A 15,930-nucleotide genomic window follows, 5' to 3' on the forward strand; every position below is an offset into this window, starting at 1 on the left:
TGCCCCGTCCCCCCCCTCTTTGGCGAGTCTGGGGCGAAAGGCCCCAGACTCGCCAAAGAGGGGGGGACAAAAGAAGCTGCCCTCAGACTCGGTAAAGCTTCAGGCTCGGCTTACATTCATTCGGATGGGCGATCGGTTCCCCCTTGGGCTTGCCTTTATCCCGCCCCAAGGGGGATGGTAAGTTTATCTGGCTTGCATTCTGACCCTTGGACAGGAGACCTCAATGGCCCGCTTTGTTCCGCTTCCTTCTTTTGCCACGACCCTTTGCCTTTTGGTCGTTCTGGGCTTGGGCCTGGGGGGATCCGGCTTGGCCCAGGCTCAGCAGGGGAGCCGGGTGGATGCCTGCGCTTCGGCCCATGCGGGATGTGTGAACGCCTGTGATGTGTTGGAGAGCGACGACGCGGGCAAGGCGGGCTGTTCGGCCCGCTGTGCCGCAGACCGCGCGGTCTGCGAGGCTGGCAAGGGCCTGGATGCGCTCACCGAGCAGACGGACCGCATCAAAGGGTTCCTGGATGGCTTGACCAAGGGCGCCGACGGTCGGGCTGATGCCGCACCCAGCGGGGCGGATTGCGATGCGCAACAGGAATCCTGCTCCCTGGATTGCCGGTTGCGCTACTACAATGACGAAGGTGCGTTGGCGGGCTGTGCCAGTCGCTGCATGGCTGACAACGCCGTCTGTCAGGCTCAATCGGAATTGCAGGCCGCTGCCCCCAAGGTGCAGAAGGAAGTGGACCGGTGGACCCGCTTCCTGGAGGGGTTTCTGGACCGGAAGGGCGCTTCCGACGCCCCCACCGGTCCGGCTCCGGGTGAAGAGCCGTCCCCTAAATCCCGGCCCGCTCCCAGTGGTCCGAACGGGTCTTCCCCTCCTCCTCGGGGTGATTTGGATATTTAAGGGGCCCGCCTGCCCTTTCCCGACGGGCAAGCCTCCCTTATGTTAGACGCCCTGCTTACCCCTGATCCGATCCCCTGTGAGAGAGAGCTTCCCATGGCCCAGTACGACTATGACCTTGTCACCATTGGCGCGGGTTCCGGCGGTGTGCGCGCCTCCCGTCTGGCGGGATCCTATGGGGCCCGGGTGGCGGTGGTGGAAAGCAGCCGAATCGGCGGTACCTGTGTCATGCGCGGCTGCGTGCCCAAAAAGCTGCTGGTCTATGGGGCCCATTTCGCCCACGACCTGGAAGACGCCGCCGGATATGGCTGGACCGTTGGTGATGTCGGCTTTGACTGGCCCTCGCTGATCACCGCCAAGAATCGGGAGTTGGACAGGCTGGAGGGCATCTATCGCAGCATCCTGAAGAACAGCAAGGTCACTCTGTTGGAAGGCCGGGGCAGCTTGGTTGACGCCCATACGGTGGAGGTCAATGGCAAGCGGGTGACGGCAGAGCGGATCCTGATAGGCGTGGGCGGCTGGCCCTCCATGCCCGCGATTCCGGGGATCGAGCATGCCATCACCTCCAACGAGGCCTTGGATTTGATGAGTCTGCCCAAGCGGGTGGTAATCGTTGGGGGCGGCTTCATCGCCGTGGAGTTCGCCGGGATCTTTAATGCACTCGGCGCGGAGGTCTCTTTGATCATCCGCAAGGATCGGATCCTGCGGGGCTTCGATGACGACATCCGCGACACCCTGGGCGAAGAGTTGAAGAAAAGCGGTATCAAGATCCTCGACGGGACGGTGATCACCCAAATCGACAAACGCAACGATGGATCCTACCTGCTCAAGCGCACTCCGGGCGAAGACCTGGAGGCGGATCTGGTCATGTATGCCACGGGTCGGGCGCCAAACACGGCGAAGCTGGGTCTGGAAGCGGCGGGTGTGAAAACCAATCCGAACGGGTCCATCCCCGTCGACGAATGGAACCGCACCAATGTGGAGAATATCTTCGCCATAGGCGACGTGACCGACCGCATCCAGTTGACCCCGGTGGCCCTGAATGAGGGGCTGAACTTCGCCGAGACCTTCTACAACAACAATCCCCGTAAAATGGACTACGAGAACGTGGCCAGTGCCGTGTTCTCCATGCCGCCTGTGGGCACGGTGGGGTTGACGGAAGAGCAGGCGCGCAAGCGGGGCCCCGTGAAAATCTTCCGCTCCCGCTTCCGGCCCATGAAGTACACCCTGTCCGGTCGGGACGAGAAAACCATGATGAAGATCATCGTGGACGCCGAGACGGATCGGGTCCTGGGCTGCCACATGGTGGGCGTGGATGGGCCGGAGATCGTCCAGGGTCTGGCCGTGGCCCTGAAGTGCGGAGCGACCAAGGCCCAATTCGATGCGACCGTGGGCATTCACCCCACCGCCGCCGAAGAATTCGTCACCATGCGGGAGCCGGTGGCGGAGTAGGGGGCTTGCCTGCGGCGTGAGTGATCTGGGACGGCTTGCCCAAGCAAGACGTCCCATCCATCTGCCGCTGGACTGAAGGCTCTCTTTTGAAATTGCGCATGTCGCACCCGCTGCTTTTTTCCGAGCGACGGAGTGGGGTGTTCTTTTCTCTTTTTGACTGATTTTCGAGGTCATTCTGTCATGGGGATTGACCTGTTACCCAGAGCGATTCGTCGCGGTCGGCTTGGTCGCTCCCTTTTTCCCTAGTCATCATGTGCTTGGATTGGCTATATCCATCCTCTTCCGATAACACCACAGCCCAGAGGGCGGAACGACCCTGTAAGGAAATCGCATCATGGCCACCAATTGGACCCCGGATAGCTGGCGCGCAAAGCCCATCTCCCAGGTGCCTGAGTATCCCGACGCTGCGCATGTCGCTGCTGTGGAATCCCAACTGGCCAAGTATCCTCCCCTGGTTTTTGCCGGCGAGGCCCGAAACCTGCGTGCCCAACTCGCCAAGGTGGCAGAGGGGAAGGGCTTCCTGCTGCAAGGGGGCGATTGCGCTGAAAGCTTCGCCGAGTTCTCCGCCAATACCATCCGCGACACCTTCCGGGTGATGCTGCAGATGGCCGTTGTCCTGACCTATGGGGCGGCTCTGCCGGTGGTGAAGGTCGGTCGTATGGCCGGTCAGTTCGCCAAGCCCCGCAGTGCGCCTTCCGAAACCATCGATGGGATGGAATTGCCCAGCTACCGGGGCGATATGGTCAATGGCATGGATTTCACACCCGCGGCGCGGATCCCGGACCCCGAGCGGTTGATGGCGGTGTACAACCAGTCCGCCAGCACGCTGAACTTGCTGCGGGCCTTCGCTCAGGGGGGCTATGCTGACCTGACCAAGGTGCACCAATGGAACCTGGATTTCGTGGAAGGCAGCCCTCCCGCCGAGCGCTACCGGGCCTTCGCCGATCGCATCGCCGAAACCCTGGAATTCATGCAGGCCTGCGGCATTACGCCGGAAGCTGTACCCCAGATGCGGGAAACGGATTTCTACACCAGCCACGAGGCGCTGTTGCTGAACTACGAGCAGGCGCTCACCCGAGTGGATAGCACGACGGGTCGGTGGTACGACTGCTCTGCCCATATGCTGTGGATCGGCGATCGGACCCGTGATCCCAATGGCGCCCATGTGGACTTCCTGCGGGGCGTGTCCAACCCCATCGGTCTCAAGGCAGGCCCGAGCATGACCCCCGATGGCCTGATCGAGCTTTGTGACCTGTTGAATCCCCTGAACGAAGCCGGGCGTCTGACGATTATTGTTCGCATGGGCGCGGGCAAGGTTGAAGCGGGCCTGCCCTCTCTGATCCGCGCCGTCGAGCGCGAGGGCAAGAAGGTGGTCTGGTCCTGCGACCCCATGCATGGCAATACCCAGAAGGCGGGCAACTTCAAGACCCGGGATTTCAAGAACATCCTTTCCGAAGTTACCGAATTCTTCGCCGTCCACCGGGCCGAGGGCACCCATGCCGGTGGTGTGCATTTCGAGATGACCGGCGCCGATGTGACCGAGTGTATCGGCGGCGCCCAGGCGATTACCGAGGCCGGCCTCGGCGACCGCTACCACACCCATTGCGATCCGCGACTGAATGCCAATCAGGCGTTGGAATTGGCCTTCCTGATCGCCGAGGCCCTGAAACATGAGCGGGGCCAGACTGTGGTGGCTCCCGCAGCTTGATTTCGGTTGCTTCTCTTATGGTGTTTTGAGGGCTGCGTCCTGATCCGGGCCGTCCGGAGCGGATGGGAGAAGACGAACAACAAGCGCGGGCCACCCCTGGCTCGTGAACAAGAAAGAGGGGAGGGGGTCCCCAATGACGCATGATTCCGCCAATTGGCCCAGCGCGGCCAACGTGTCCAAATGGACAGACAAGTACTTCACTCGGACTTCTGCGGTGGTGAAGCATTTCGGAGATGCGCGGGTGACCTACGCGATCTTCATGCGCCGCCCCGTTTTGTTCGCCGGGCGGTTGGCCCTGGATTGGTTGACCGGGATCTGCGCCGACCGGGGCACCAAGGTCGAGGTCGAGGCAGTCTACAAGGAAGCCGATTGGATCGGCGCGGGCGAGCCGATGGTCTATATCACCGGTTCCCTGTCCGAATTGTCGGAATTGGAGACCCTGTTCCTGCAGAAGTTGGGCGCCAGTTGTGTGGCGGCCTACAACGCCTATCACATGTGCATGGATCTGCCCGGGGTGGGCTTCCTGGCCATGGATGCCCGCCATTGTGCGGGGACCGAAATGGCCGAATTGATGGCCTATGCGGCCTCCGTCGGCAGTGAACGGGCCCGCCGCAAGGCCGACGCCAAGGGGTTCATCGGCAATGCCACCGATGCGACAGCCCACTACTTCGGCAACGAATTCGGCCTGGGAACCATGCCCCACAGCCTGATCGGCTACGCGGGCTCCACCCTGCGGGCGGCCGAAATGTTCCACGAGACCCATCCGGAGACGGATCTGATTGTCCTGGTCGATTACTTCGGGCAGGAGATCACGGACGCCCTGGCTGTCTGCCATCGCTTCCCGGATTTGGCCGCCCAGGGCAAAGTCGGCGTGCGTCTGGATACCCACGGCGGTCGGTTTATTGAGGGTTTGGACACCCAGAGTTCCTACGAAGTGCTGGAGCGCAACGCCACCGACGCCATTCGCGGATATCGCTCGGAAACGGAATTGCGGGATTTGATCGGAACGGGTGTCTCGGCCGCAGCCATCTGGCATATGCGCGAGAGTCTGGATCGGGCGGGTTTCCCAAAGGCCCGGATCATCGCCTCCTCGGGCTTCTCCCCAGCCAAATGTCGGGTCATGGCCTACGCCAATTGTCCCATTGACGTGATCGGCACGGGGTCCTACCTGCCGAGAAACTGGGGAGAGACCTACGCAACGGCGGATATCATCAGCTATGATGGTGCGCCTCGGGTGAAGGTCGGCCGTGAATTTCTGCTCAAGAAGCGGGACGAACCGGCGCCCAGGGAGCGGGGATAAAGGGGTGCATGAAGGGGAGGCATCGGGCGATGTTTCCCTCGGTTCAGCGTCCTGTCCCTTGACGCTCTCCTCCCCCCGGTCTTAGCTTGCCCTGCTCCGTGGCGCTTTTTGGGGGTCACAATGGGCGCTGTTTTTCCTCGCGGTGGGATCCCATCCATGACCAAACGCCTGTCCATCGCCCTGTGTCAGATCAACCCCACAGTGGGTGATATCCCGGGCAATCGGGCCCTGATTCGCGCAAGCAGGGCAAAGGCCCAGACGCTGGGCGCCGATTTGGCCGTCTTTCCGGAACTTTGCCTGACCGGATATCCTCCCGAGGATTTGGTCTTGCGCGATGCGTTTCTCGACTGGGTTCAAGAGACCGTGGAGGATCTGGCGCGAGAGACCGCAGATGGCGGTCCCGCTCTGCTCGTGGGGGCGCCCTGGCGGGAGGATGGCCAGAGGTTTAACGCGGCTCTGTTGCTTGACGGGGGTGTGATCGCCGGGCGGGCGCTCAAGCACCATTTGCCCAATTACGGCGTGTTCGACGAAAAGCGGGTCTTCGATATCGGTCCTTTGCCCGACCCGATTCCCTTTCGCGGGGCGCAACTGGGTGTCCTGGTCTGCGAGGACATGTGGTTCCCCGACGTGGCCGGACATCTGGCCGAGAAGGGGGCGGACATGCTGGTCATCCCCAATGGCTCCCCCTACGACGTGGAGAAGGACGAGGCCCGCCTGTTCCATGCCCGGGGCCGGGTGGCGGAAACCAACCTGCCTTTGCTCTATGTCAACCAGATTTGCGGTCAGGATGAATTGGTGTTTGATGGTGCCTCCTTCGTCGTGAATGGGGATGGGGAGCTTCGGCTCCAAGCCCCACGCTGGGCGGAAGACCTGTCTCTGGCCGTGCTGTCCAAGGGAGGCGATGGATGGTCGGTGGAGGCGGGGGGCCGGGCGCCGATGCCCTCCCGCTGGGAGGACATTTATCAGGCCATGACCCTGGGCTTGCGGGATTACGTGACCAAGAACGGCTTTCCCGGGGTGGTTCTGGGCCTTTCCGGGGGGATCGATAGCGCCATTTCAGCGGCGGTGGCCGTGGATGCCCTGGGGGCCGACAAGGTCCATTGCGTCATGATGCCCAGCCCCTACACGAGCCGCGAGAGCCTGGAGGACGCCGCAGAATGCGCCCGTCTGCTGGGGACGCGCCTGGATGAGGTCAACATCGGCCCGGCCATGGAGGCCTTCGACGCCATGCTCGCCCCGGTTTTCGCGGGGCAGGCCCCGGGCATCACCGAGGAAAACATCCAGTCCCGGTCCCGGGGGCTGACCCTGATGGCCATCTCCAACAAGTTGGGGCCCATGCTGTTGACCACTGGTAACAAGTCGGAAATGAGCGTCGGGTACGCCACCCTCTATGGCGACATGTGCGGGGGCTATTCGGTCCTGAAGGATGTGTATAAGACCACCGTCTTCGCCCTCTGTCGGTGGCGCAATGCGCATAAGCCCGTCGGCGCCTTGGGGCCGGAGGGGGCGGTGATGCCCGAGCGGGTGATCACCAAGCCGCCGTCCGCAGAACTGCGTCCGGACCAGAAGGACGAGGACAGCCTGCCGCCCTATGACGAGTTGGACCTGATCCTCCATATGATGATTGAGGAGCAGCAGGGCATTTCCGCCATCGTCTCCAAGACCGGACTGGATCGGGCTAAAGTTGAACGGGTCTGGACCCTGCTCCAGCGGGCGGAGTACAAACGTCGCCAGGCCCCGCCCGGCGTGAAAATCACCGAACTTTCCTTCGGGCGGGAGCGCCGCTACCCCCTGACCAATGCCTACAAAGGATAACCACCCCACCATGTCCCGGGTTCTCGTTCGTTTCGCCCCCAGTCCCACGGGCCGTTTGCACCTGGGCAACGCCCGTGTGGCTGTGCTCAACTGGCTCTATGCCCGGGCCAATGGCGGGGCCATGATCCTGCGTATGGATGATACCGACACCGCCCGCGGGTCGGAAGAATTTGCCCAAGGGATCCGCGATGACCTGGTTTGGCTGGGCCTGGATTGGGAGCGGGAGGAAAGCCAACGCGCCCGCACCGCCCGCCATATCGAGGCGGTGGAGGATCTGAAAACCAAGGGGCGGCTTTACCCCTGCTACGAAACGGCGGAGGAGCTGGAATACAAGCGCCGCCGCCAGCGCGCCCGGGGCCAACCGCCGGTTTATGACCGGACCGGTCTGACCCAGACCGCCGAAGAACGGGCCGCCCTGGAGGCCGAGGGCCGCAAGCCCCATTGGCGCTTCCTGCTCGATCACGAAGACATCACCTGGGAGGACATGGCCCGGGGGGCGTGCCACTACCGGGGCTCCCACCTGTCCGATCCGGTCCTGATCCGCGAGGATGGCACGCTGCTCTACACCCTGCCCTCGGTGGTGGATGACATCGATTTCGGGATCACCCATGTGATCCGAGGCGAGGACCATGTGGTCAATACCGCCGTGCAAATTCAAATCTGCCGTGTCCTGGGGGGCGAGCCACCGGCCTATGCCCATATGCCCCTGGTGCTGGCTGCGGACGGCTCGGGCCTGTCCAAGCGGGAGGGCTCGCTGTCACTGTCGGACCTGCGGAGCCAGGGCATCGAGCCGGCAGCGGTGACCGCCCTGCTGGCCGCGTTGGGTACGGCAGAGGCTCCCCATCCGGAGCGCTCTCTGGATGATCTGGCCCAGACATTCCGCATTGACGGCTATGGCCGCTCTGCCCCGCGCCTGGACCCCGCCGAGCTGGACCGTCTGAGCGCCCATGTGGTCCGCGGCCTGACCCTGGAGCAGGTGGCTGCCCGGGGGATCTCCGTGTCGGAGGCTCTGTGGGAGGCCCTGCGCCCGAACTTGGTGAAGCTGTCCGATCTGTCCGATTGGGTGGCTTTGGTGGACGGGCCGGTGACACCGGTTGTCGAGGCCGATGACGCGGAGATGATCGCCAAGGCTGCCGCCCTTCTGCCGCCAGAGCCCTGGGACGGGGACACCTGGAAGGCCTGGACCAATGCGGTTAAGGCGGAGACGGGCCGTAAGGGCAAGGGGCTGTTCATGCCCCTGCGCAAGGCCTTGACGGGTCTCGATCATGGACCGGAACTGGGCGTCCTGCTGCCGCTGATCGGACGGGACCGAACGCTGGCCCGACTGACCGGCCAACCCGGCTGAACGTTCGTTACAAAAAGAGGGAAACGGGGCCATGGCCGCGACATTGCGCATTCACAATACCATGACCAGGACCAAGGAGGACTTCGTCCCCCTGGATCCCACCCATGTGACCCTCTACGTCTGCGGTCCCACGGTCTATGACCGGGCGCATATCGGCAACGCCCGCCCGGCCATTGTCTTTGATGTGCTGGCCCGCCTGCTGCGGAGCCTGTTTCCGAAGGTGACCTATGCGCGCAACATCACCGATGTGGACGATAAGATTAACGCGCGCTCCCGGGAGAGTGGCCGCTCCATTGGTGAGATCACCGAGGAGACCGCCGCTTGGTACCATGAGGATTTAGCGGCCTTGAACGTGCTGCTTCCCGACCTGGAGCCCCGGGCAACGGCCCATATCGACGATATGGTGCGGATGATCGAGGATCTGGTCGCCAAGGGCCACGCCTATGAGGCCGATGGCCATGTTCTGTTCAGTGTTCCGAGCATGGAGACCTATGGCCGTCTGTCCGGCCGCTCCATGGAAGATATGATTGCCGGAGCCAGGGTGGAGGTCGCACCGTACAAGCGTGACCCGTCCGATTTCGTCCTATGGAAACCCTCGGGCGATGATACCCCGGGGTGGGAGAGTCCCTGGGGTCGGGGCCGCCCGGGGTGGCATATCGAATGCTCGGCCATGTCTTCGCGCTATCTGGGCACCAGCTTCGATATCCATGGGGGCGGGCTCGACTTGATCTTTCCCCATCACGAGAACGAAATCGCGCAAAGTACCTGCTGCAACGGATCGGGCAGTTTCGCCCGCTACTGGATGCACAACGGCATGCTGATGGTCGAAGGGGAGAAGATGTCCAAATCCCTGGGCAACTTCTTCACCGTCCAGGACTTGCTGGCTCAGCAGCCGGGGGAGGCCCTGCGCCTGTGCATGCTCGCGACTCATTATCGCCAACCCCTGGATTGGACCAGTGAGGGCCTGGAGCAGGCCCGCAAGACCCTGGACCGCTATTACGGCGCCCTGGGGCGGGTTGCCGATCTGGAGGCCGAGGAGCGTCCCGTGCCAGAAGGGGTTTTGGCCGCCCTCTGCGATGACCTGAACACGCCCAAGGCTCTGTCCGAACTCCATGGGCTTCTGGGGGAGTTGAATCGGGCCGAAGCCCCCGCTGACAAAGCGCGCCTGAAGGGAGATATGCTCTCTGCAGGGGCTCTTCTTGGTCTGCTGGGACAGGATCCGGAGGTGTGGCTGCGTGGCGGAGAGGGGGAGGATGACGGTTTGGCCGCCCGGGTGGAGGGGCTGATCCAAGACCGGAAAGATGCCAGGAAGGCCAAGAATTTTGCTCGGGCTGATGAAATCCGGGAGAATCTGGCTGCGGAGGGCATTGTACTGGAGGACGGTCCCCAAGGGACAAGCTGGCGGAAAGCGTGACGTTTGATGTCCGTTGGCTGTTGAATTGGACGCGGATATATTCTCCCATAGGAAACGTGATACCAGGAGTGCCATTTTCCTACCCTGGCTTAGGGGAACTGACTAGTCTGAGTGACCATCCGGTTTGCTGTCCGGGCGGAACTGGCTAGGTACGGAGGTCAAGAAACGAACCCCGACCTTACGCCTGTGGGAAGAGTGGGATGCTGACTGTACTTTTAATTGAGGACAATACTCACGATAGCGAAGTCGTGGCCGCTCTTTTGGCCGAGGCTGACTGTGATGATATTGTTATCGATCATGCCTCCTCCCTGGAACAGGCACGGGTTCTGGTGAAGGGGCGCGAGTCCGGCCATGATGTCATTGTCTTCGCCCTGGAATTGGCGGGGGAGCCAGGAATGGATCCCTTGGATACCGTTCTATCCCTTGGCAGAGGCGCTGCCGTGGTGGCTATCACTGACCTGCACGACGAGGCGATTGCCGAGTCCACGCTGCGGCGAGGTGCCCATGACGTGTTGGTGAAGGACTGCCTGACCGGTGATCTGCTGCGACGGTCCATTCACTATGCTGTGTCCTGTGCGGGCTTTCTGGTGGATGCCTCGGCCCCTGACGGCTTCTCCTTTAAAGCCCTGTTCGATGGCTTGGACGACGGTATTGTTGTCCTTGATCCGCAGTGGTCCGAGGCGGGTGAAGTGCTGGATTTCGCCCTTCGTTTCGTCAATCCCTCGGGGGTCGGCCTGCTCGGCCTGCCGGGTCGGGATTTGGCTGTCGAGGGTGTTTGGAAACAGGCCGATCGAATGGGGCTGACCGGGCATCTCGACTGGTTGGCCCAGGTGAAGACAGGGCGGGCCTCCGCCTCAATTCAGACCATGGTGGGTGGCGCGGAGGGGCGGACCCGGGTGCGCCTATCTGCGACCCCCTTGGGCCAAGGTGTGGTTGTCACAATGACCGACCTGACCCCGCGCGTGGGCCCTGACGCCATGATGCGGACCGCTTTGGACGATGCCCAGGCGGCCCAAGAGGCCACACTCCGCCTGCTCGACACCCTAAGCCACGAGGCCCGAGTCCCCCTGACCTCCGTCGTCGATTATGCCCATAAGATCGAGGCCGATCAGGAGGGACCCAAGGTGGCGGAATATGCCCGCCATATCGCCGATGCCGCCCAGGGTATGGAGCGGATGCTCGGTGATTTTCTGGATCGCAAACGGTTGGAAGATTTGGCCCAGGATGTGCCTGGGGATCTTGAAGGCCGCCGCCTGATGTTCGATCTGGCTCCAGATCTGATCTGTGTGGTTGAGGGCGGGGTGATCCGCTTGATCAACCCTGCGGGGGCCAGCATGTTGGGTCTGTCCCAGGCGGAGGCGCGGGGGCAGGTGTTTCTGTCCTTCGTCACATCCAGCAGTCAGGATCTCTTTCGCTCGGGGCTCGCGGATATGATGCGTGACCGATCCCGTCACATGGCGACTCTGGTGCGCGGAGACGGGGTTGAACGGGAGGTCACGGTTTCCGCCGCACCTTTTGGCCCCAATGGCGGTTCGGGGGGGGGCTCCTACCTGGTTCTCGCCCGGGATACCACTGACCTGGAGCAGGCGCACCGGGCCGCCCGGGAGCGGGAGGCTTGGTTGAGGGCCATCACGGAAACCATGGTGGATGCCCTGATCGTCATTGATGGAAGGGGGCGGGTCGAAAGTTTCAATCCCGCAGCCGAGCGCATGTTTGGCTACAAGGCGGAAGAGATCCTGGGGCAGTCCATCAATCTCCTGATGAACAAGGTTGATGCGGTGAGCCATGATTTGTATTTGGCTCGCTTCCTGGAAACCCGGATATCAAAGGTGATCGGCATTGGCCGGGAATTGTGGGCGCGCCGGGCCGACGGCAGCGATTTTCCCATTGAACTGGCTCTGTCGGTGATGGAACCTGATGGGGTCCCACGCTTTGTTGGCGTGATCCGGGATATCACCGATCGGAAGGAATACGAACGGCGTTTGATGGATGTCGCGACCCTGGAACCCTTGACCGGTTTGCCCAATCGGGTTCTGCTGCGCGAAAAGCTGGCCACAGCGGCCCGACGGGCAAAGGCGGCCGCCGAATGCTTCGCTGTTCTGTTCGTCGATTTGGACCATTTCAAGAAGATTAATGATACCCTGGGACATGTGGTGGGGGATACGGTGATCCGCGAGATCGGCCGCCGGGTTCAGAGGCATCTGAAGCCCGAAAACGGAGATCTGGTGGCGCATTTGGGCGGTGATGAGTTCACCATGATTCTGGGATCTATGCGCAATCGGGAGGACGTGAGGCTGCGCGCCGATGCGTTGCTCGCTGACTTGGCTTTGCCCTACGAGTTCGATGGGCGGGAAGTCTATACCACCGCCACCCTGGGCGCGGTCCTGTTTCCAGAAGACGGGGCGGATATTCCCACCCTCTTGCAGAATGTGGATACCGCTGTTCACCATGCCAAGCGTGGGGGGCGGGGCGGTCTGACCTTTTATGAGGAAGACCTGTCTGAAAGTGCCACGCGTCGCCTTCGCATTGAAACCGGCCTGCGCCGCGCCCTGGAGCGGGATGAATTCGATCTTCACTATCAAGCCAAGGTCGATTTGGTGACCGGCGGTGTGGTGGGCGCGGAGGCGCTGTTGCGCTGGGATGGTCAGGACGTGGGCAGCGTCTCTCCCGCTGAGTTCGTTCCCGTGGCCGAGGAAACGGGACTGGTGCTTCCCATTGGGGAATGGGTCCTGCGTCGGGCCTGCGAGCAGACACAGGCTTGGGTCCGCAAGGGACTGCCCCCTATCCGCATGGGGGTGAACCTGTCCGCCCGTCAGTTCAGCGATCCCGATCTCGCCGACAAGGTGGGGATAATCCTCGCCGAAACGGGGTTGGAGCCGGGCATGTTGGATCTGGAACTGACCGAAAGCATGCTGGTGGAACAGGGGAACCAGGCCGTGAGTGCCTTGAACCGACTGAAATCACTGGGTATCACCCTGTCCATCGACGATTTCGGTACGGGGTATTCCTCGCTCAGCTACTTGAAGCGGTTCCCCATCGATTACCTGAAAATCGATCGCTCCTTCGTGATGGACCTGCCCAACAACCACGATGACATGGCGATCACGCGGGCCATCGTCAGTATGGCCAACGCGCTTCGTCTGCGGCTGGTCGCCGAGGGCATCGAGACCCCGGAGCAGGCGGAGTTTTTGAAGGGGCTGGGCTGCGAACTGGGGCAGGGCTACTATTACAGTAAGCCCGTGACGGCCGAGGCGTTTGAGGCCTTGATCCGGGGGTTGGATTCCGGCCATCGGGGTCGCCCCACCTTCCCGTCTCGGGTGTTTCTTGGGGGCGGTGGAATGGGCTCGGTATGAGGGCGAGACCCCTTCCCTTGTTCAAGAAGGGTTGAGAGACGCCCGAAATAGGGGCATTCTCCCGCTCCTTTTCCCTTAGATCAAACCGCCTTGAATCGGAATCGATTTAAGGCGGACACATTGATTTGGAATCAACAAGGTGAGCATCGAGTGGACCGGAAAACCGGTGCTCACTTTTCCGCTTGATGCTCTAGAAGACACGGATACCCATCGGCATGACCAGCAATCGCGTCTATCTCTACGACAGCACCCTGCGCGACGGCGCCCAAACCCAGGGCGTGGATTTCTCCGCCATGGATAAGGCGGCGATTACCCGGGAGCTGGACGCGATTGGCATTGACTATGTGGAAGGCGGCTGGCCCGGGGCTAACCCCACCGACGACGCCTTCTTTGCCAACCCACCCGAGCTGTGCCGGGCTCGCTTGGCGGCCTTCGGCATGACCCGCCGGGCCGGACGCTCCGCCGAAAACGACCCAAGCCTCCAGGCCCTGTTTCAGACCAAGGCCGACATCGTCACCATGGTGGGCAAGACCTGGGATTTCCAATGTCGGGTGGCGATCGGTGTGGAGTTGGACGAGAATTTGCGGATGATTTCCGAGAGTGTCGCCCATGCCAAGACCCGGGTTTCGGAAGTGATGTTCGACTGCGAGCATTTTTTCGACGGCTACAAGGACAATCCGGAGTTTTCCTTGGCCTGCGTCAAGGCCGCCTATGATGCCGGCGCGCGCTGGGTCGTGCTGTGCGATACCAACGGCGGTACCCTGCCGCACGAAATCGAAGCCATCGTTTCCGAGGTCGCCAAGACCGTGCCGGGGGATCACCTGGGCATCCACTGCCACGACGACACGGACAATGCCGTGGCCAACAGTCTGGCGGCGGTGCGGGCCGGGGCACGGCAGGTGCAAGGCACTCTGAATGGCCTGGGTGAGCGCTGCGGCAACGCCAACCTGATCTCAATCATCCCCAGTCTCATGCTGAAAATGGGCTACGAGACGGGACTGACCGCCGAGGACCTCACCCGCCTGAAACACCTGTCCCATATGCTCGATGAGCGGCTCAATCGGGCACCTGCCCGGGGGGCGGCCTATGTGGGGGATAGCGCCTTTGCCCATAAGGGGGGGCTTCATGTCTCCGCCGTGGAGCGGGACCCCCGCTGTTATGAACATGTGGAACCGGAAAAGGTGGGCAACGCCCGGCAGATCTTGGTCTCCAATCAGGCGGGGCGCTCCAATGTGGTGGCCCGCTTCAAGGAGATTGGTCTGGATGTCGATCCCAAGGATCCCAAGCTGGCCGATCTGCTCGACCGGGTGAAGCAATTGGAGTCCGAGGGCTATGCCTACGACGGGGCGGAGGCCAGCTTCGAGCTGCTGGCCCGGCGTCAATTGGAGAGCGTGCCGGAGTACTTCAAGCTCACCAGCTTCCGGGTGATCGATGAGCGACGCTGGAATGCCAAGGGTGACCTGATCACCCTGTCGGAGGCGACCATCAAAGCGGTGGTCGGCGACAGGAACTACATGACCGTGGCCGAGGGCAATGGTCCGGTGGACGCGCTCAACGCCGCCTTGCGCAAGGTGTTGCTGACCGTTTATCCGCACCTCAACGACCTGCGTCTGGTGGACTATAAGGTGCGAATTCTGACATCAGAAGCGGCGACCGCAGCGGTCACCCGGGTGATGATCGAAAGCACCGACGGGTCTGGTGAACATTGGTCTACGGTGGGAGTTTCGGCCAATATCATCGATGCCAGCTTCAACGCCCTGCACGACTCCATCACCTACAAGCTGATGAAGGCGGAGCGGAACGGGAAGGCCGCAGAGTAATGGCTGGCACCAACCACACCCGCGCCGCCCTGGTTTCGGGCGACGACGCCCCCGTTGTCATCCTGATCCAACCGCAATTGGCGGAGAACGTGGGCATGGTCGCCCGGGCGATGCTCAATTGCGGTCTGACCCGCCTGCGCCTTGTCGCCCCGCGCGAGGACTGGCTGTCGGAGAAGGCCATCGCCGCGTCCTCTGGTGCGGATGGCTTGCTGCGGCAGGCCCGGGACTACGACAGCACGGAAGCGGCGGTGGCGGATTTGACCCGGGTGTATGCCACCACGGCCCGGCGTCGGGATATGGTCAAGACCCTGCTGACTCCCCGCACCGCCGCGGCCAAGCTGCGGGGCTTTATCGCCGGGGGAGAAAAGCCCGGCGTGATGTTCGGACCGGAGCGCACGGGGCTGTCCAACGATGATGTGGCCCTGGCCGATGCGATTATCGAAGTGCCGTTGAATCCGGCCTATTGTTCGCTCAATCTGGCCCAGGCGGTGTTGTTGATGGGCTATGAGTGGTTCCAGTCCGGCGATGAGTCTCCGCCCGAACAGCTGGTCACCAATGGCACCCTGCCGGCCAACCGGGAGGTGTTGATGAACTTCTACACCCATCTGGAGCGGGAACTGGACGCCTGCGGGTTCCTGCGCGTGTCCGACAAACGCCCGAGCATGGTGCGCAATCTGCGCAACATCTTTAATCGGGCCGAATTGACGGAGCAGGAGGTGCGTACCCTGCATGGCGTGATCAAGGAACTGCGCCACGGGCGGAACCAGGGCGACGGTGAATAGGGCGCCTCCGCGCCTTGACACACCCGTTGTCCTGACTATAGTGCGCGCTTCA

General features: G+C 62.3%; 10 protein-coding genes. All 10 read left to right on the forward strand.

Going from position 1 to position 15,930, the window contains the following annotated elements:
* Positions 1 to 223: 223 nt before the first annotated feature.
* On the forward strand, positions 224 to 892 hold the full coding sequence (locus tag ACLIRY_RS08495; protein ID WP_413204949.1) for a hypothetical protein: 669 nt from the start codon (positions 224 to 226) through the stop codon (positions 890 to 892).
* Between the two features lie 93 nt (positions 893 to 985).
* The gene (gene gor / locus ACLIRY_RS08500) at positions 986 to 2,341 is read left to right on the forward strand and encodes a glutathione-disulfide reductase (RefSeq protein ID WP_413204950.1); all 1,356 of its coding nucleotides are present in this window, start codon (positions 986 to 988) and stop codon (positions 2,339 to 2,341) included.
* Between the two features lie 334 nt (positions 2,342 to 2,675).
* Positions 2,676 to 4,049: a class II 3-deoxy-7-phosphoheptulonate synthase gene (locus ACLIRY_RS08505; RefSeq protein ID WP_413204951.1), complete on the forward strand. Its 1,374-nt coding sequence runs from the start codon at positions 2,676 to 2,678 to the stop codon at positions 4,047 to 4,049.
* A 133-nt stretch (positions 4,050 to 4,182) separates the two neighbouring features.
* Positions 4,183 to 5,349, forward strand: coding sequence for a nicotinate phosphoribosyltransferase (locus ACLIRY_RS08510; protein WP_413204952.1), 1,167 nt, complete (start codon positions 4,183 to 4,185; stop codon positions 5,347 to 5,349).
* A gap of 156 nt (positions 5,350 to 5,505) precedes the next feature.
* Positions 5,506 to 7,164, forward strand: a complete 1,659-nt coding sequence (locus tag ACLIRY_RS08515) for an NAD+ synthase (RefSeq protein ID WP_413204953.1) — start codon at positions 5,506 to 5,508, stop codon at positions 7,162 to 7,164.
* A gap of 10 nt (positions 7,165 to 7,174) precedes the next feature.
* Positions 7,175 to 8,509, forward strand: coding sequence for a glutamate--tRNA ligase (locus tag ACLIRY_RS08520; RefSeq protein WP_413204954.1), 1,335 nt, complete (start codon positions 7,175 to 7,177; stop codon positions 8,507 to 8,509).
* 31 nt (positions 8,510 to 8,540) lie between these two features.
* Positions 8,541 to 9,923 (forward strand): cysteine--tRNA ligase, encoded by a 1,383-nt coding sequence (cysS, locus tag ACLIRY_RS08525; RefSeq protein ID WP_413204955.1) that lies wholly within the window; start codon positions 8,541 to 8,543, stop codon positions 9,921 to 9,923.
* 200 nt (positions 9,924 to 10,123) lie between these two features.
* The gene (locus ACLIRY_RS08530; RefSeq protein ID WP_413204956.1) at positions 10,124 to 13,276 is read left to right on the forward strand and encodes an EAL domain-containing protein; all 3,153 of its coding nucleotides are present in this window, start codon (positions 10,124 to 10,126) and stop codon (positions 13,274 to 13,276) included.
* 215 nt (positions 13,277 to 13,491) lie between these two features.
* Positions 13,492 to 15,096, forward strand: a complete 1,605-nt coding sequence (cimA, locus tag ACLIRY_RS08535) for a citramalate synthase (protein WP_413204957.1) — start codon at positions 13,492 to 13,494, stop codon at positions 15,094 to 15,096.
* A complete protein-coding gene (locus ACLIRY_RS08540; RefSeq protein ID WP_413204958.1) occupies positions 15,096 to 15,878 on the forward strand; it encodes an RNA methyltransferase in 783 nt (260 codons plus the stop codon). Before cimA ends, ACLIRY_RS08540 begins: the two co-directional genes overlap by 1 nt.
* Positions 15,879 to 15,930 lie beyond the last annotated feature (52 nt).

This window comes from Rhodospirillum sp. A1_3_36 (assembly GCF_047263945.1).
Classification (GTDB): Bacteria; Pseudomonadota; Alphaproteobacteria; order Rhodospirillales; family Rhodospirillaceae; genus Rhodospirillum.